Annotated in this window: 16 protein-coding genes; 6 read left to right on the forward strand and 10 right to left on the reverse strand. The window is 59.0% G+C overall.

Translation table 11 applies throughout. The annotated features are described in order from the left end of the window. The coding region (locus AACY52_RS24825; RefSeq protein WP_163003228.1) for a transposase at positions 1 to 110 on the forward strand (110 nt) is incomplete at its 5' end. 126 nt (positions 111 to 236) lie between these two features. Here the strand turns inward: AACY52_RS24825 and AACY52_RS24830 are convergent. Continuing rightward, complete coding sequence (locus AACY52_RS24830; RefSeq protein ID WP_339560902.1) at positions 237 to 623, reverse strand: TIGR03067 domain-containing protein; 387 nt, start codon at positions 621 to 623, stop codon at positions 237 to 239. A 321-nt stretch (positions 624 to 944) separates the two neighbouring features. Between AACY52_RS24830 and lpxO the strand changes: the two genes are divergently transcribed. After that, the gene (gene lpxO, locus AACY52_RS24835) at positions 945 to 1,844 is read left to right on the forward strand and encodes a lipid A hydroxylase LpxO (protein ID WP_339428237.1); all 900 of its coding nucleotides are present in this window, start codon (positions 945 to 947) and stop codon (positions 1,842 to 1,844) included. A gap of 19 nt (positions 1,845 to 1,863) precedes the next feature. On the opposite strand, the gene ligD is transcribed toward lpxO, so the two are convergent. Both ligD and AACY52_RS24845 read right to left on the reverse strand, forming a co-directional pair. After that, positions 1,864 to 4,353 carry a DNA ligase D gene (gene ligD / locus AACY52_RS24840; RefSeq protein ID WP_339560903.1) on the reverse strand — a complete coding sequence of 830 codons (2,490 nt, stop codon included), beginning with the start codon at positions 4,351 to 4,353 and terminating at the stop codon, positions 1,864 to 1,866. A 3-nt stretch (positions 4,354 to 4,356) separates the two neighbouring features. Further along, positions 4,357 to 5,190, reverse strand: a complete 834-nt coding sequence (locus AACY52_RS24845) for a Ku protein (RefSeq protein ID WP_339428239.1) — start codon at positions 5,188 to 5,190, stop codon at positions 4,357 to 4,359. 184 nt (positions 5,191 to 5,374) lie between these two features. On the opposite strand from AACY52_RS24845, the gene AACY52_RS24850 reads away from it, so the two are divergent. Then, positions 5,375 to 5,689, forward strand: coding sequence for a hypothetical protein (locus AACY52_RS24850; RefSeq protein WP_339428240.1), 315 nt, complete (start codon positions 5,375 to 5,377; stop codon positions 5,687 to 5,689). 12 nt (positions 5,690 to 5,701) lie between these two features. Further along, positions 5,702 to 6,859 (forward strand): PQQ-dependent sugar dehydrogenase, encoded by a 1,158-nt coding sequence (locus AACY52_RS24855; RefSeq protein ID WP_339419092.1) that lies wholly within the window; start codon positions 5,702 to 5,704, stop codon positions 6,857 to 6,859. Positions 6,860 to 6,955: 96 nt separating this feature from the next. Here AACY52_RS24855 and AACY52_RS24860 read toward each other — a convergent pair whose 3' ends face one another. Then, the gene (locus tag AACY52_RS24860; RefSeq protein ID WP_339428241.1) at positions 6,956 to 7,435 is read right to left on the reverse strand and encodes a nuclear transport factor 2 family protein; all 480 of its coding nucleotides are present in this window, start codon (positions 7,433 to 7,435) and stop codon (positions 6,956 to 6,958) included. A gap of 53 nt (positions 7,436 to 7,488) precedes the next feature. Then, positions 7,489 to 8,052 carry a TetR/AcrR family transcriptional regulator gene (locus AACY52_RS24865; RefSeq protein ID WP_339419124.1) on the reverse strand — a complete coding sequence of 188 codons (564 nt, stop codon included), beginning with the start codon at positions 8,050 to 8,052 and terminating at the stop codon, positions 7,489 to 7,491. A gap of 125 nt (positions 8,053 to 8,177) precedes the next feature. On the opposite strand from AACY52_RS24865, the gene pssA reads away from it, so the two are divergent. Continuing rightward, a complete protein-coding gene (gene pssA, locus AACY52_RS24870) occupies positions 8,178 to 9,521 on the forward strand; it encodes a CDP-diacylglycerol--serine O-phosphatidyltransferase (RefSeq protein WP_339419094.1) in 1,344 nt (447 codons plus the stop codon). 60 nt (positions 9,522 to 9,581) lie between these two features. Here the strand turns inward: pssA and efeO (AACY52_RS24875) are convergent, their stop codons facing one another. Genes efeO (AACY52_RS24875) through efeU form a run of 4 tightly spaced genes read right to left on the reverse strand, consistent with a single transcriptional unit; the run spans position 9,582 to position 13,805 of the window. Continuing rightward, on the reverse strand, positions 9,582 to 10,400 hold the full coding sequence (gene efeO / locus AACY52_RS24875) for an iron uptake system protein EfeO (protein ID WP_339457256.1): 819 nt from the start codon (positions 10,398 to 10,400) through the stop codon (positions 9,582 to 9,584). 27 nt (positions 10,401 to 10,427) lie between these two features. Continuing rightward, complete coding sequence (gene efeB / locus AACY52_RS24880) at positions 10,428 to 11,732, reverse strand: iron uptake transporter deferrochelatase/peroxidase subunit (RefSeq protein ID WP_339437013.1); 1,305 nt, start codon at positions 11,730 to 11,732, stop codon at positions 10,428 to 10,430. 14 nt (positions 11,733 to 11,746) lie between these two features. Further along, on the reverse strand, positions 11,747 to 12,949 hold the full coding sequence (gene efeO, locus AACY52_RS24885; protein ID WP_339439294.1) for an iron uptake system protein EfeO: 1,203 nt from the start codon (positions 12,947 to 12,949) through the stop codon (positions 11,747 to 11,749). Positions 12,950 to 12,959: 10 nt separating this feature from the next. Then, positions 12,960 to 13,805 (reverse strand): iron uptake transporter permease EfeU, encoded by an 846-nt coding sequence (gene efeU / locus AACY52_RS24890; RefSeq protein ID WP_339437011.1) that lies wholly within the window; start codon positions 13,803 to 13,805, stop codon positions 12,960 to 12,962. A 170-nt stretch (positions 13,806 to 13,975) separates the two neighbouring features. On the opposite strand from efeU, the gene AACY52_RS24895 reads away from it, so the two are divergent. Beyond that, positions 13,976 to 14,998, forward strand: coding sequence for an AraC family transcriptional regulator (locus tag AACY52_RS24895; protein WP_339419101.1), 1,023 nt, complete (start codon positions 13,976 to 13,978; stop codon positions 14,996 to 14,998). Positions 14,999 to 15,424: 426 nt separating this feature from the next. Here the strand turns inward: AACY52_RS24895 and AACY52_RS24900 are convergent, their stop codons facing one another. Further along, on the reverse strand, positions 15,425 to 15,949 hold the full coding sequence (locus AACY52_RS24900) for a hypothetical protein (protein ID WP_339560904.1): 525 nt from the start codon (positions 15,947 to 15,949) through the stop codon (positions 15,425 to 15,427). Between the last annotated feature and the right edge of the window lie 87 nt (positions 15,950 to 16,036).

The following is a 16,036-nucleotide window of genomic DNA, read 5'->3' on the forward strand; positions in this document are numbered from 1 at the left end:
TGGAAGGAATAAACAATCGAATAAAGGTCATCAAACGAATGGCGTACGGTTACCGGGACAGCGAGTTCTTCTTCATGAAGATCAAGAGCGTCTTTCCCGGCAATCCGTGAAGAACCAAAAAAAAGCCCGCGAGGAGAGGCGGGCCAAGGGATGCACTGGAGTAGGTAGGCATCACCCTATAGCTGCGAAAGTGAAGGCTTTGTGAAAATACTGTCGCAAGTTCGGATGGCGCGCGATCAGCCGCGACGTACGAAGGTGCGCATGGTTTGACCTGGGCCAGTACTGAACGCGAGCGGCCTGGGCATGTTTTCCTCGGCGGCAATAAACACGAACTCATCCTCTTCCAGGCGATAACTGGCGGGCAAGTGTTTGCCTGCGTCATCCCCAATGGCGTCGACCCAGGTAATGCTCTTGGGAACGGTGCTGCTGTCCAGGGAAAACCGGCCAGCCAGCAATACCTCGCCGCTGACGGTCTTCACTTCGAACCGGTCGCCGGTGATAGAGGTGATTGCACCCGGGGCGCTGTGGGCATCGACTGGGTTGAGCACGCCACTGTCTTCGAGGGAAGTTTGCTCCCAGGTACCTTGCAGGGCTTGGATATCCGGGTCTGTTATCGATGACATACAAATTCCTTTTTGCTGAAGGGTAAATCGTCGGCTGTGAAGATGATGCGACGCTTTTTAGCATTTATGCCCTGATGCGCCTAGTCATCGATTGGAACCCTTAAGCCCCAGCCCAACCTATTTGCAAGACAGCTTTTCACAATTCGTAGTTAATTTATGGTTACAAATTATGGCTAAATAAGTGCCAATGGCTACGTACCGGATGTCGATCAGACGGTCGTGCCGATTGTGTGAATTGTGATTTCAGGTATTGCTATCCAACCTCGGCCGTAGTGGGCACGCAGGAGCAGCCTGTTTTCTTCTGACGTGTGACGAATCCCCGTGAAACTCATCATTGTTATGCTTTACGTTGCCTCGATTGCATATGTACACCTGCGCGGTCGGGTGCGGCATAAGCTAGGCCGCCAACTCAGTGATCATTCGACCTTCCTGGCACCGATCAACTGCTTTCTCTACCTTTTCTCTAAACTGCCCAGCCGACCTTATCTGTCGCCCGGCGATTTCCCGGACTTGAGCCCGCTGCAGGCGCACTGGCAAGAAATTCGCCAGGAAGGCCTGGCCCTGATGCGCGCCGGGGAGATCAAGTGCTCGGACCAGTACAACGACGTAGGTTTCAATTCCTTCTTCAAATCCGGTTGGAAGCGCTTTTACTTGAAATGGTATGGCGACAGCCATCCTTCCGCGATGAAGCTCTGCCCGCGCACCACTGAGCTGGTCCAGGGCATTGGCTCGATCAAGGCCGCGATGTTCGCCGAACTGCCGCCAGGTTCCAGGCTGGTGCGTCACCGCGACCCGTATGCAGGCTCGTATCGCTATCACTTGGGCTTGGATACCCCGAATGACCCGGGCTGCTACATCAATGTGGATGGCGAAAACTACTACTGGCGTGACGGCGAGCCAGTGATGTTCGACGAGACTTACATCCACTACGCCGAAAACACCACGCAGCAGAACCGCATCATCCTGTTCTGCGATATCGAGCGTCCGATGAAATACCGCTGGGCCGCGGCGTTCAATCGCTGGTTCAGCCGTACCGTCATGGCCGCTGCGGGCTCGCCTAACGATGCCGGTGACCAGACCGGTGGGCTCAATCGCGCCTTCACGCGCCTGTATAAGATCCGTCTGCGCGGCAAAGCGCTGAAAAAGCGCAACCGCATGCGCTACTACCTGGAAAAGTGGGCGATCTTCGCTGGGTTGGCGTTGATCTTTGTACTGATCTGAGGGGCGCCCTGGGCGCTCTTCACTGCGGTGGATGGGCGCCCAGCTTATCCCACATCTTCTTGCTGATTTTCTGGCGATTGGCATACCCGGCGCAGGGATCAACCTTCAACGCCTTTAAACGCTCATGCACGTTGGCGACCGTCCACTGCTGGGCACCGCGCAAGCCCTTCAATTCCTTACGACTGACCGGCACCGATACCGGCAATCCCGGGCGGGCGCGCACGGAGTAGGCCGCCACGGTACTGGCGCCTCGAGCATTGCGCAGGTAGTCGATAAAGATCTTGCCGACACGGTTTTTGGGCCCTGACGTTGCGGTAAAACGCTCCGGCAATTGCGCGGTCATGAACTGGGCAATCGCCTTGGCGAATGCCTTGACGGTGTCCCAATGGTCGCGCCGCGCCAGTGGCACGACCAGGTGCAGGCCCTTGCCACCGCTGGTCTTGACGAACGCCTGCAGCCCCAATTCGTCAAGCACCGACAGCGTGAGCTGCGCCGCTTCCAACATGGCTTTCCAAGGCAGTGCCGGGTCCGGGTCGAGATCGAGCACAAACAGGTCCGGGGTTTCGAGCTTGTCGGTGGTACCGCCCCAGGTGTGGAATTCCACGGTGCCCATTTGCACGGCACCGATCAATGCAGCGGCGCTGTCGATTTCCATCAGGCGTGAATGGCCAGGGTCGAGCGCCTGATCCAGTTGCTTGATGTCAGGCATGGCGAGCCGCTCGGAATGCTTCTGGAAGAACTGCTCGCCTTCAATGCCTTCGGGCGCTCTCAGCAGCGAAACCGGACGGTGACGCAGGAAGGGCAGAATCCATTGGCTGATGCTGTCGTAGAACTGCGCCAACTGCTGTTTTTGCGTACCGCTTTGCTTATCGATTACGCGGTCGGGATGGGTGATGTTCACGTTGCCGCTGGGTTTTTTCGCGGTTTTCATGGATTTGGCCGCGCGCGGTTGCTCATGAATGATCTGCGCAGCGGGCTTGTCGGTACGCATGCCGACAAACGCTGCCTGGCGAACCACGCCTTCTCGGGTCCATCCGGTAAATTGCACCTCGCCAACCAGCGTCGGCCGCACCCAATGCACACCGCGGGCCTGGGCGCTGGTCAGCGGTTTTTCCAAGGGTGACGTGCTGCACTCCAGCGGCGTAAGTTGCGCGTAGATCGACTTCAGCGACGCCTGATCAAAGCCTGTGCCCACACGCCCGGCGTACACCAGCCCGGAATCATCATTCACCGCCAGCAACAGCGCCCCGAAACCACTGCGTGAGCCCTGCGGCCGGGTGTAGCCGACAATCACGAACTCCTGGCGCAAGCGGCATTTGAGCTTGATCCAATCGGCACTGCGACTCGACGCGTAGGGGCTGCCGAGGCGTTTACCGATTACGCCTTCCAGGGCCAAGTCGCAAGCGCTTTCAAAGATGTCACGAGGGTGCGCAGTGAACGCCTCAGAGAAGCGCAGCAACTTGCTACGGCTACCGGCCAACGCGGCCTTGAGGGCCGCGCGGCGATCCTCGACAGGCGCTTCGCGTTGGTCCTGGCCGTTGAGGAACGGCGCATCGAACAGGTAGTAGACAATGTCCAGGCTGCGCCCGATATCAAACGCGTTTTGCAGCGCCTGGAAGTCCGGCACGCCGTCGCCGTTGAGACTGACCACCTCGCCGTCGAGCCAGCTGTCCTTGAGTTTCAGCGCTTGCAGGGCCTTGGCCTGACGGGGCAGGCGTTCGGTCCAGTCATGGCCGTTGCGGGTGAACAGGCGTACCTCGCCGTCACGAATGCGCGCGAGCATGCGGTAACCGTCGAACTTGATTTCGTAATGCCAGTCGCCTTCTGGCGCGCGGTCCACCAGCGTGGCCAATTGCGGGGCGAATTGCTCGGGGAGGGTGACTGCAGTTTTTCGCGGCTTGGGCTTGGGCTTGGGCTTGGGCTTGGCTTTAGCGTTGGGTTTGCCGACCGAGGCGTTGCTGAGCACGCTATTCGGTTGGGCCTGGACAATATCGTAGTCATCGGCAGGGCGTGCCTGTGGGTCCTTTTCCTTGATCAGCAGCCATTGTTGTTTATCGCCGCTGCCCTTCAGGCGCGTGCGCACCAGGGTCCAGTCGCCTGAGAGTTTCTCGCCGACCAAGGTGAATTTGAGTTTGCCGGCGGCGTAAGCCTTGCGCGGGTCGTCATGCGGTTGCCACACGCCGCGGTCCCACACGATAACGTCGCCTGCGCCGTACTGACCCGCCGGAATATTGCCTTCGAAGCTGCCATAGCCGAGGGGGTGATCTTCAACGTGGACGGCCAGGCGTTTCTGGCTGGGGTCCAGGCTCGGGCCTTTGGGCACCGCCCAACTGAGCAACACGCCATCAAGCTCCAGGCGGAAGTCGTAGTGCAGGTTGCGCGCCTCATGTTTCTGGACCACGAACGACAGCGCCGAGGCCTTCCTTTTGCCGGCGGGCGCGCTCCCTTGTGGTTCGGCGGTAATCCCGAAGTCGCGTTTGCGGTTGTAGTCGCTGAGGGGCTTTGGCATGACTTATGAGGCCTTGGTGGATTTTTTCACGGCGGGCTTCTTTGCCGGCTTGCCGGCCAGGCTGCGCTTGAGCAATTGCGTCAGGTCAATCACATCGGCTGACTTACGCTCCTCACCGTCCGCGCTGCTTTCGACGTCCTCGATCTTGCCGGCCTTGGCCTTCTTGGCCACCAGCGCCATGATTTTCTCTTGGAAGCTGTCGCGGTAGTCATCCGGTTGCCAGTCGGCGCTCATGTCTTCTACCAGGCGCTTGGCCATTTCCAACTCACCTTTGGCCAACGTGGGCTTGGTCACGTCGCTGCCCAGTTCAAGATCGTCCAGGCTGCGCACCTCAGCGGGCCAGCGCAACATCACCAGTATCAGGGCCGAATCCAGGGGCATCAATGCGGCCAAGTGCTGCTTGGTGTGCAGCACCACATTGGCCAGGGCGACTTTACTGGTTTTTTTAAGAGTCTCCCTGAGCAACGCATACACCTTGCCGCCGCGTTTGTCCGGGGCGAGAAAGTAAGGGGTGTCGATATTCTGCAACGGAATCTGGTCGCTGGCAACAAACGCCATGATTTCAATGGTCTGGGTCGACTTGGGGTGGGCCGAGCGGATTTCTTCTTCGCTGAGCACCACGTACCGGCCTTTCTCGAACGCGACGCCCTTGACGATGTTCGCCTTCGTGACTTCCTTGCCAGTGGTCTTGTTGATGCGCTTGTAGCCCACCGGGTCCATGCTGCGTTTGTCGAGCCAGTCAAAGTCAACGCCCTGTGATGACGTGGCCGAGACCAGTGACACCGGTATATGCACCAGGCCAAAGCTGATGGCGCCTTTCCAGATTGCCCGTGGCATATGTGCGATTCCTTACATAGAGGCTGTGTTCAGGTGACTCGGACCCTGTGGGAAAAGTTTCCACGGACAGATGCACGGACAGATCGTGTTACACCTGATGAGAAACTATTTAGTGTCGAAAGCCGAACCTGAGGCGTAGCGTGTTATCGAAAGCACGTACTCCTCGCCCCAGAGAGGCTTTGTCATGAACAGCTGTGTGCGTCACGTTGCAGCGCTGGTGTTGGGTTTGGCCCTTGTCCCTTTGGCCCATGCGCAAAACCTGCCCGGCAACAACAACTCCAACAACGGTCCGATTCACCGGGCCAACCCCAACAGCATGCAGGGCACACAGCCCAATGCGCCGGCCATTCGCGGTATTCAGACTGGGCCGACCACACGTTCGCCGACCTTGGAGAACGGCGGCATCGGCAACCGCTATCCCCAGCGCGATGCCGCCCCGAGCCGCCCGGCCACCGAAACCAAAGCCCCCACTTATGACGCCAGCGGCAATCGCCGGTAAGGGTCCAGCCTTATGTTTCTACGCAAAACCCTGCTAGCCGCCGTTTGTGCAACCACGCTGCTGCCGTTGACGGCGGCTGTCGCCGCCGAAGCCCAGCAGTTCCCCAGCGAACAAGGCAGTATCACCGCCACCCCGATTGCCAAAGGCCTGGACCACCCATGGGCGGTGGCCTTTCTGCCGGACAAGCAAGGCTTCCTGGTGACGGAACGTCCCGGCCACCTGCGCTTTGTCAGCCCGGACGGCAAGCTTTCCGCGCCACTGACGGGCGTGCCTGAAGTGTGGGCCAAAGGGCAGGGCGGTCTGCTGGACGTGGTGCTGTCACCGGATTTCAAACAGGACCGCATGGTCTACCTGTCTTACGCGGAAGGCGGCGGCGAGGGCGGCACGGCCGGCACTGCGGTGGGCCGTGGCCGGCTGGCGACAGATCTCAGTGGCTTGACCGACTTCAAAGTGATCCTGCGCCAGGAGCCTAAACTGTCCACCGGCAATCACTTCGGCTCGCGCTTGGCCTTCGACCGTGACGGCTACCTGTTCGTGACCCTTGGGGAAAACAACGATCGCCCGACGGCCCAGGACCTGGACAAGTTGCAAGGCAAGGTCGTGCGTATCTACCCGGACGGTCGCGTGCCGGATGACAACCCGTTTGTCGGCCAGCAAGGCGTACGCCCGGAGATATGGTCCTACGGCCAACGTAATCCTCAGGGCCTGGCGTTGAACCCGTGGAGCGGTACGATTTGGGAAAACGAACATGGGCCGCGCGGCGGCGATGAGATCAACATCATCGAACGGGGCAAGAATTACGGCTGGCCGTTGGCAACCCATGGCATCAATTATTCGCTGACACCCATACCCGAAGCCAAGGGCAAAACGGTGGAGGGCACGGTGCCGCCGCATCACGTCTGGGAGAAATCACCGGGTATCAGCGGGATGGCGTTTTACGATGCAGACCGCTTCAAAGCCTGGCAGCACAACGTATTTATCGGCGCGCTGGTCAGCCAGGAGTTGATCCGGTTGCAGTTCGATGGCGACAAGGTCGTTCACGAGGAGCGTTTGCTGGGCGGCTTGAAAGCGCGGATCCGCGATGTGCGGCAGGGGCCCGATGGCTTTTTGTACGTGCTGACGGATGAGAAGGATGGCGTGCTGTATCGGATTGGGCTGAATCAGGACTGAGGTAGGCCGATACTTCCCTGTGCGAGCTGGCTTGCCTGCGATGCAGGCACCTCGGTGTATCAGGTGCACCAAGGCAGGCAAGCCAGTTCCAAAGGGTTACAAGCCCAGGTCGGACAGCCCCGGGTGATCATCCGGGCGCCGGCCCAGCGGCCAGTGGAGCTTGCGTTCGCTTTCCTTGATCGGCAGGTCGTTGATGCAGGCAAAACGATTGGCCATCAGGCCATTCTCATCGAATTCCCAGTTCTCGTTGCCATAGGAGCGGAACCAGTTACCCGAATCGTCGTGCCACTCATAGGCATAGCGCACCGCGATGCGGTTATCGGTGAACGCCCACAGCTCCTTGATCAGCCGATAATCCAGCTCCTTGGCCCACTTACGGGTCAGAAAAACTTTGGCTTCTTCGCGGTTATGCGCGAATTCGGTACGGTTGCGCCACTGCGTGTCCAGGGTGTAGGCCAAGGACACCCGCTGCGGGTCGCGCGAATTCCAGCCGTCCTCGGCCAAGCGCACTTTTTCGATGGCCGACGCGCGGGTAAACGGCGGCAAGGGCGGACGTGTTTCTGCAATCGATGACATCGTGTAATTCCTCAAGCAATAGGGTTTATCGAGCGTTGCGCCTGCCTGTGCATTCAAAGTCCCAATAACGTTCGCGCCATGCCTTGCGCATGATCGGCTGCTGTTGAATCGCCCATCACCAGGGCAACGGTAATGGCGCCATCGATCAGGATCAGCAGTTGCGCGGCCTGCCGTTCGGGCGCAGGGGTACCCTGTGCCTGACACAGTTCAAGTGCATACTCGAACAGTTTTTGTTTATGCGCCTTGGCCAGCAGACGCACTGGATCTTGCGGGTCGCCGGTTTCGCCACTGGTATTGATAAAGGCGCAGCCACGGAAATCTGCAGTACCGAACCAGGCCTTGAGCGCGCTAAACAGCGCAAGCAGGCGCTCACCTGTGCCTTCGCTGCGTTCCACCTCATCGCGCAGCCACTGCATCCAACGCTCATCGCGGCGCTGCAGAGCGGCAATCACCAGTTCGTCTTTATTGGCGAAGTAGCGGTAAATGCTTTTTCTCGAGACACCGGCGGTTTTCACCAGAAAGTCCATGCCAGTGGCGGCGATGCCATGGCGGTAGATCAGCTTTTCGGTGACGTCGAGGATAATATCGCGGGTTTCATTACTGGCTATGTCGTTCATGTCACAAAAAGTAGAACGATCGTTCTTCTTGGTCAATTAATTTTTTTCCATGCCGCACAGCGAGACCTGAGCCCCCCCATGGTGTAAGCTCAGGGCTTCTTCGGATTCGACCCATTGCGAGCCTTATGCCGTTGTTTTTCAAACGCTCCCTGTTGCCCAAACTGCGCGGTTTCCCCCTCACTCCAGACGCCCTTGAGGTGCTGTCCGGCGCCGACGCGTATCGCCGTTGCCTGCTGGAGAAGATTGCCCAGGCCACGCGCCGTATCTACATTGTCGCGCTGTACTTGCAGCAGGACGAGGCGGGCCAGGAGATCTACGATGCGCTGCACGCGGCCAAGGCGGCACGGCCGCAGTTGGACATCGTGGTGGTGGTCGACTGGCTGCGCGCCCAGCGCGGTTTGATCGGCGCCGGCAAGCAGCCAGGCAACAGCGCCTGGTATCAGTCCATGACCCAAAGCCACAGCACTGAAGTGCCGGTGTATGGCGTGCCGGTGCAAACCCGCGAGTTGTTCGGCGTGCTGCACCTCAAGGGCTTTGTGATCGACGACACGGTGCTGTACAGCGGTGCCAGCCTGAATAACGTGTACTTGCACAAGTTCGACAAGTACCGCTTCGACCGTTACCACCTGATCCACAGCCAACCGCTTGCCGACTCCATGCAGCACCTGGTGGAACACGGGCTTGTCGCCTCCAAGGCGGTTAATCGCCTGGACCTGCCCAATCCCCCGACCACGCGCAGCTTGCGCAATGATATCGGCGACTTGCGCAGCCGTTTGAAACACGCGACCTATGACACCACGACGGGGCAGTTGCCCAATGGTCACCTGTTGGTCAGCCCATTGCTCGGGGTTGGCAAGAACAACCCCCTGAACCGGGTGATCCTCGAACTGATCGCCAGCGCCCAGCACCAGTTGACCATCTGCACGCCGTACTTCAACCTGCCGCTGCCGGTGACTCGCGAAATCAACCGCGCCCTGGCGCGAGGTGTGAAGGTCGACATCATCGTCGGCGACAAGACCGCCAACGATTTCTACATTCCGCCGAGCGAGCCGTTCAAGGTCATTGCTGCGCTGCCCTACCTCTACGAAATCAGTCTACGCCGCTTCGCCAAGCGCCATCAGCGCGACATCGACCACGGCCAGTTGAACCTGCACCTGTGGCACGACGGCGACAACACCTACCACCTCAAGGGCATGTGGGTCGACCAGCGCTACACGTTGCTCACCGGCAACAATCTCAACCCGCGGGCGTTCCGTCTCGACCTGGAAAACGCTTTGCTGATCGACGACCCGCAAGGCCAGTGGCTTGAACCGCGCCGCACCGAGCTGGCGCAGATTTTCCAGCACAGCACGCGCATCGAGCGTTATCAGGACCTGCAAACGCTGCTGGACTACCCGGAGGCGGTCGGCAAATTCCTGCGTCGGGTCAGCCGCGTTCGGATCGAGCGGCTGCTGTACCGCATCCTGTAGAACTGCAGGCGAAAAAAACCCCAGCCCCTCAACAGGGCTGGGTCTTTTTTTATCCAGCGTTTAGTTCAGGCCCAGCTTGCCACGCAACATGGACAGGTCTTCAGCCAGGGTGTTGACCGGACCCACCAGCGCCTTGCGGTCGCTTTCCTTGACCTTGTCGTAGGTCTCAAAGCCGCCGTCCTTGGTCTTGTACTTGGCCAGGATCTTGTCCACGGCGGCGAAGTTCTTGTCGACTTTGGCCAGGAAGGTTTTGTCTTGCTTCTCGATCTGGCCACGGAACAGGTCGACGATTTTTTTTGCGCCGTCGATGTTGCCCTGGAAGTCGTACAGGTCGGTGTGGCTGTAGCGGTCTTCCTCGCCGGATATCTTGGTGGCGGCGACTTCTTCAAGCAGCGCTGCGGCGCCGCCGACGACTTTTTCCGGCGGGAAGGTCAGGCCGTCGACGCGGGTCTTGAGGTCGTTGACGTCGGTATTGAGTTTGGCGGTCAGGGTTTCCAGGCCCTGGGTGCTGTTTTGCGAGAACAGTGCGTATTCGAGGCGGTGGAAGCCGGTGAAATCTTCGGCGGTCACGCCTTTTTCATGGTCATCGACGCGGGAGTCGATGGACGCATCGAGATCGCTGAACAGTTCGGCAATCGGCTCGATGGACTCATAATGTACGCGGGTCGGCGCGTAGAGCTTTTTGGCGGTGGCCAGGTCGCCTTTGTTGATGGCGTCGGTGAACGCTTGGGTCTGGGTGACCAACTCGCCGATTTCTTCGGTGACGTAGATCTTGTAGTCCGACACCGGGCCTACCAGGTCCAGCGGCGCGGTAGCGGCAAACGCTGCCAGCGGCGAAAGGGTCAGCAACAACGACAACGCAATGGTCGACTTCTTCATAGGACGATTTCCGCTCTGGGGGTTGTTTTAGGGAGTGGCAGTGGTGTGAGGGTGCGTTGCAGCCAGCAGCGTGCGCCCGATGAAATCCTTGGGCCCAGTGACCCCCGGCAAGGTGAAGAAGTATCCGCCGCCGACCGGCTTGAGGTACTCCTCCAGGGGCTCGCCGTTGAGCCGGGTTTGTACGCTGATAAAGCCTTTCTCCAGGTCAGCCTGGTAGCAGATGAACAACAGCCCCATGTCCAACTGACCGTTTTTGTTGACGCCGTTGGAGTAGTTGAACGGCCGGCGCAGGATCAGGTTGGCCTGCGTCTGCGGGGTGCGCGGGTTGGCCAGGCGGATATGGGCATCGAGCTTGGTCAATGTGCCTTCCGGGTCCTTGCTGTAGTCGGGCACCTGGGTTTCTTTGGCGCCGTCCATCGGCGCGCCGGTCGGCTTGATGCGGCCGATGATGCTTTCCTGTTCTTGCAGCGGGGTTCGATCCCAACGCTCGACGAAGTTGCGGATGATGCGCACGGCCTGATAGCTACCATTGGCCGCCCAGGCCGGTTCGTCGCTGCCAGGCTGGACCCACACAATCTGGTCCATGGCCTTGGCGTCGTTGGAATTCGGATTAGCCGAACCGTCACGGAAACCGAGGAAGTTACGCGCGCTCTGCGCAGGTTCTCCGGGTTTACTCGGCGCCTGCGGCGGTACGCTGCCTTCCTGCTTCCAGCGCACCATCAGCAGGTCCGGCAGGTTCTTCACAATGTCGCGCAGGGCGTGGATATTGGTGTCAGTGGTGTTGGCGCAAAATTGCAGGCTCAGGTCACCGTGGCACTGCGCCGGTTCCAGCGCGTCGTTGGGGAAACCGACCATGCGGCTCAGGCGCTTGGGCTTGACTGCCGTGAGCCCGAAGCGCTCGTCGAACAGCGACTCACCGACAGACACGGTGATGGTGAGGTTGTCCGGCGTCACCACCGGGCCGAGAATGCCGGAGTCGGTGGGCGGCAGTTTCGGATCGACTTGCGGCACGGTGCCGCCGGTCATCAGAAAAGCGATGCGTTCATTCAACGTGCGGAACAGGCGTTCCAGGTCTTCACGGTCGCTGGCCAACACATCGAATGCGACGAGCATGCCGCAGGCCGGGCGCGGAGTGACGATGCCAGTCTGGTGCTTGCCAAAAAAATCGTGGTGGTCCTGGGTTTTGTCACTGCGGGGTGCCGCGGTGACTTGTTCCGCTGCGGCGGCCATGGCCGGGCAGCTCAATGTGCTACCGGCAATCGCGGCGCCGGTGGCGGCCATGCCCAACAGGACACGGCGCCGCTGAAGGTCAAACTGTTCTGAATTACTCATGTAGGCGGTCGTCTTCACTGCAGGCCGGAAAGGCCAAGGGCGGGGTCGATTCCATCGAGTGCAACGGCCAGAGCCTTGGCCTTGTCGGCGATCTGCTTGCGCTGATCGGCGGTCACGCTGTCGTAGCGGCGGTACTGGCCGTCGACTTTCAACTCATTGAGTTCGCTGTCGAACGCCGCGAGGGCGCTGTCGACTTTTGGTAACAGGTCGGCGGCGGACTTGCTCAGCAGCGGGCGCATCAGCTCGACGACCTTGTGGGCGGCTTGCAGGTTGGCGGCAAAACCATTCAGGTCGACGTGGCTGTAGCGCTCTTCTTCACCGCTGATGGCGCGCACATCGGCCAGGCCATTGAGGTTGCGCACCACGATGCTCACCAGTTGCTCGGGCGGCAGGGACTGGGCCAGCAGTTGTTGCTTCAGTGTCGTGACGTCGGTTACCAGGCGCTGCGCAATCGGCGCGAGGCCGTCGAGGCTGCGTTGTTGGAATAGGCCGTATTCCAGGCGGTGGAAGCCGCTGAAGGCCGGATCCTGTTCGCGTTTCTCAAAGTAGTCGGCGCGGGCGTTGATCGCGTTGTCCAACTGCGCCAGGCGTTGCGCCGCCGGGGCCAGTCGCTGGTAAGCCACGCGCGCCGGTAGGTAAAGCGCTTGGGCTTGCGCCAGGTCACCCGCATCGATGGCTTGCTGTAAGGCAGTCACCGCCTTGACCAATGCGCTGCCTTGGCTGCTCAGATACACGCGGAACTCCGACAATGGGCCGATAAACGCCACCATCGACGGCTTGGCTCTGGCCTGGGCGTCGGATTCGGCGGTGGGCGTTACGTGCAAGGTGCCGCGCGGGTTGCTCAGCAGGCCGCACGTAATCGCGTAGTCGCCGGGCAACAGGTTGGCGTTGATCACCTGGCTTAGACCGGGGGCGATGTTCTCGCGCTCTTCGACCACCAGCACGCCGTCGAGGATTTCCCATTCCACGGCACGCTCGGAGCGGTTGATGATGCGAAAACTCGCGCGGCCAGCGGGTACAGTCAGTTCATTCGGTTCGCAGGCATGGCCGTGGATGGTCACGGCAATTTCATTGTGGTTGACCTGGCGCTTGCTGGCCGCCAGTTGCGAGGCGTAATAGAACAGGCCACCGGCGGCGATCATCACGACCACCGAGCCCGCCACGGCCCAACGCAAGGCGCGGGGTGGCAGAGCCGGTTGAGGAGTTGGGTTGGACAAGAGGCGGTCCTTAGTGGGTGGAAACGGAAGAAGGAGTGGCGGCAGGTTTGGGCGGTGAGGCGGGCAGGAAGAACATCACCAGCGCCACCACCAGGTAAGTCAGGTAAGCACCGAGGGTGCTGACGGTGGGGGCTTCCTGATAGCCGAACATGCCGGCCAGTACCGAACCCAGCGGGCTGTCCATCGGCAAAGCAGTGCTGAAGTCGAACAGCACGGTTTGCAGGTGGTTCCACACGCCCGCTTCGTGCAGGGCTTGCACCGAGTTGGCGAGGATGCCGGCGGCGACGACAAGGATGAACAGGCCGGTCCAGCGGAAAAACGCGCCGAGGTTCAGGCGCATACTGCCGGTGTAAATCAGGAAGCCGACAATGATCGCCAGGATCAGGCCGAGCAGGGCGCCCATCGGCGCGCCCGGGCCTTCGCTCTGCTGGAACACCGCCAGCAGGAAGAACACGGTTTCCAGGCCTTCACGGGCCACCGCGAAAAACACCATCAGGATCAGCGCGGTCACCTGATGTTTGGAACCGGCCAACGCGTGATCCAGGGAGGCGTGCAGGGAATGCTTGATGGAGCGCGCCACTTTGCGCATCCAGAACACCATGGAACTGAGGATGCCCACGGCGACCAGGCCGACGATGCCTTCGAACAGTTCCTGCTGTTTCTGCGGGAACTCGGCGCTGACCAGCTCAAGGCCACCACCGACCAGCAGGGCCAGCGCAGCGGCGAGGAATACACCGATCCACACGGCGGGCATCCACTGGCCACGGCCGGTCTGTTGCAGGTAGCTGGCGATGATGCCAACGATCAATGCGGCTTCAATGCCTTCGCGCAGCATGATGAGAAAAGGAACGAGCATTTGGCACCGCAGTAGAACTAGATAGGGTGCTAAGTTGTAGCATAATGATACTCATTGCTAAACAAGAAATATTGACTTTAGCTGAACAGGGCCTGAACGGTGGTGGCAAATCGCGACCCACCTTATGATGCACACCATTATTTGTTGCGCAGCCGGATGCCCGATCCCTCATGTTGGAAAAAGACACCATCTCCCTCCACCTCGTGCGCGAAGCCTTGTTGCAGAGCTGTGCGCCGGGTGAAGCCGCGATCGAAGTGCTGGATAAAGCCGGTATCGACCCGGCACTGTTGGGCCAGCCCGATGCGCGCGTGTCGGCCACGACCTATGCGCGTCTATGGCGCCTGCTGGCGCGGCGTATGGACGATGAGTTCTTCGGCATGGACCCGCGCAAACTCAGGTCCGGCAGCTTGGCCTTCCTTTGCCGCGCTTCCATGGTGCAACCCACCCTCGGCGCAAGCCTGGAAACCGGCCTGGCGTTCCTGTCACTGATGTTGGAACGCATGCCCGCGCAACTGGTGCGTCAACAAAGCCTGGCGGAGATCGTGCTGCTGGAACCGGAGCCCGAACCCAACAGGGCCTTCACCTACTTTACGTATTGGATGATTGTGCATGGCGTAGCCTGTTGGCTGGCGGGACGTAGGATTCCAATTCTTGCGATTGAACTGCGCTGCTCAAAACCAGACTTCTGCGATGATTACCAAGTCATGTTCTCCGACAACCTGCGTTTCGACCGACCGCGCACCCGCATGATCTTCTCCGCCGACTGCCTGGACCTGCCGATCAAGCGCAGCGCAGAAGAGCTCAAACGTTTCCTGGCCCACGCGCCGGCCAATATCCTGGTCAAGTACCGCGACCCCGACAGCCTCGCTACCCACATCAAACACGACCTGCGCCAAATGCCTCCCGAGACCTGGCCGGAAACCGAAGGCCTCGCCGCCAGCCTGTGCATCTCCGCCTCAACCTTGCGACGCCGATTGGCTGAAGAGGGGCAGACCTTTCAAGGGCTCAAGGACAGCGTGCGTAAAGAGTTGGCGATTGTTTGGCTGGCGGAAGCGCAGATCAGCTTCGCCGAAATTGCAGAGCGGTTGGGGTTTGCCGATACCAGTTCGTTTTATAAAGCGTTTCGTAAATGGAGCGGGTCGAATCCGGGGCATTATCGGAGTTTGATTTTGAATGAGGTTGCGGGCGTTTAGTTTTAGGTTTGAAGATCAGAGATATATACACCGTCGTCCTTCATAAAAGTCTAAAGAGATTTCCCGCAATTTTTTGGGAGGCGGGCGGCTCATCGCGTTTGAACGTTCATGCATAGTAAGTGGCGTGGTGCTCGCCGATGTTTACTGGGTGCTAGTTAAGGCAAAGCATGAATAGTCGATATATATCGTCTGCCAACCGTGAGGGTCGCCTATGGGTAAATTGAAAGCCTGTGGTTGCTTTGTTGTATTCGGTGCATGCTGAGGATTCAATCATTTATTTATGAAGGTGAATTTGTAAAGCGTCTTATACTGTTTCATTTGCTTTATTGCTGGGGTTGTCGTTTCAGGTGTCGGCGTTGTGCTTGTACCCTGCAAACAGCGCGTTGACAGACACCTTCAACGCGCTGCTTTTTGAGTGTTTATTGATCATGCGTGTTCATCTATAGAAAGGGTGCTGGCTGGGGAATTTGCGAAGTAAACCATCGCATTAAGCGCCTGATTGGCACTGACCATCCGGTGAGTGATATAGGCAACGTGCTCAGGTTTCGAGTATCGATCGGTCTTGAAATACGCCAAGTTATCCTCCAACTTTTCGTTAAACAAAGCGATTGCATTGAATTTAACGTCCATTTTCGTTTGGCGGCCATTAGCATCTGATGCGCCGTCTCCAGCTATGAACATCATGAACGTATTGTCATCGATGAGTCCGTTATCGTAAAGTTTGCTGCCCACTTCTTTAAGTTCGTTGGTGCTGATAGAAGTCAGGTCATAGCTTTTTAAAAAGATTTTTAGGTCGTTAATTTTTTCTGAATTTTTTAGCTTCAGCGTCTCCGCCGCTTTGGACTCTTCCGTCAGCGTAAACGCATTCGTCACCATGGTTGGGTTTCTGACCACACGAGCATCAGTTTGCTTCGATAACGTGGTCGCTGTGTTCGTAACGAGCATGCCCATAACAATCTCCTGTCTGTATTAAGAATTACACCCCCGTTATCGACGTACTAGAGTCCAACATTAGCTTTTGAAGAAATTTCAGAACCC

Origin of the sequence: Pseudomonas sp. EA_65y_Pfl1_P113 (assembly GCF_963970525.1) — a bacterium.
Classification (GTDB): Bacteria; Pseudomonadota; Gammaproteobacteria; order Pseudomonadales; family Pseudomonadaceae; genus Aquipseudomonas; species Aquipseudomonas tritici.

Excerpts from the sequence above, each read along its gene's own strand:
- AACY52_RS24865 (WP_339419124.1), bottom strand. The coding sequence starts at position 8,052 with ATGAACGACATAGCCAGTAATGAAACCCGCGATATTATCCTCGACGTC.
- AACY52_RS24900 (WP_339560904.1), bottom strand. The coding sequence starts at position 15,949 with ATGGGCATGCTCGTTACGAACACAGCGACCACGTTATCGAAGCAAACT.
- efeU (WP_339437011.1), bottom strand. The coding sequence starts at position 13,805 with ATGCTCGTTCCTTTTCTCATCATGCTGCGCGAAGGCATTGAAGCCGCA.
- AACY52_RS24850 (WP_339428240.1), top strand. The coding sequence starts at position 5,375 with ATGAACAGCTGTGTGCGTCACGTTGCAGCGCTGGTGTTGGGTTTGGCC.
- AACY52_RS24895 (WP_339419101.1), top strand. The coding sequence starts at position 13,976 with ATGTTGGAAAAAGACACCATCTCCCTCCACCTCGTGCGCGAAGCCTTG.
- AACY52_RS24830 (WP_339560902.1), bottom strand. The coding sequence starts at position 623 with ATGTCATCGATAACAGACCCGGATATCCAAGCCCTGCAAGGTACCTGG.
- AACY52_RS24855 (WP_339419092.1), top strand. The coding sequence starts at position 5,702 with ATGTTTCTACGCAAAACCCTGCTAGCCGCCGTTTGTGCAACCACGCTG.
- ligD (WP_339560903.1), bottom strand. The coding sequence starts at position 4,353 with ATGCCAAAGCCCCTCAGCGACTACAACCGCAAACGCGACTTCGGGATT.
- AACY52_RS24860 (WP_339428241.1), bottom strand. The coding sequence starts at position 7,435 with ATGTCATCGATTGCAGAAACACGTCCGCCCTTGCCGCCGTTTACCCGC.
- pssA (WP_339419094.1), top strand. The coding sequence starts at position 8,178 with ATGCCGTTGTTTTTCAAACGCTCCCTGTTGCCCAAACTGCGCGGTTTC.
- AACY52_RS24845 (WP_339428239.1), bottom strand. The coding sequence starts at position 5,190 with ATGCCACGGGCAATCTGGAAAGGCGCCATCAGCTTTGGCCTGGTGCAT.
- efeO (WP_339457256.1), bottom strand. The coding sequence starts at position 10,400 with ATGAAGAAGTCGACCATTGCGTTGTCGTTGTTGCTGACCCTTTCGCCG.
- efeB (WP_339437013.1), bottom strand. The coding sequence starts at position 11,732 with ATGAGTAATTCAGAACAGTTTGACCTTCAGCGGCGCCGTGTCCTGTTG.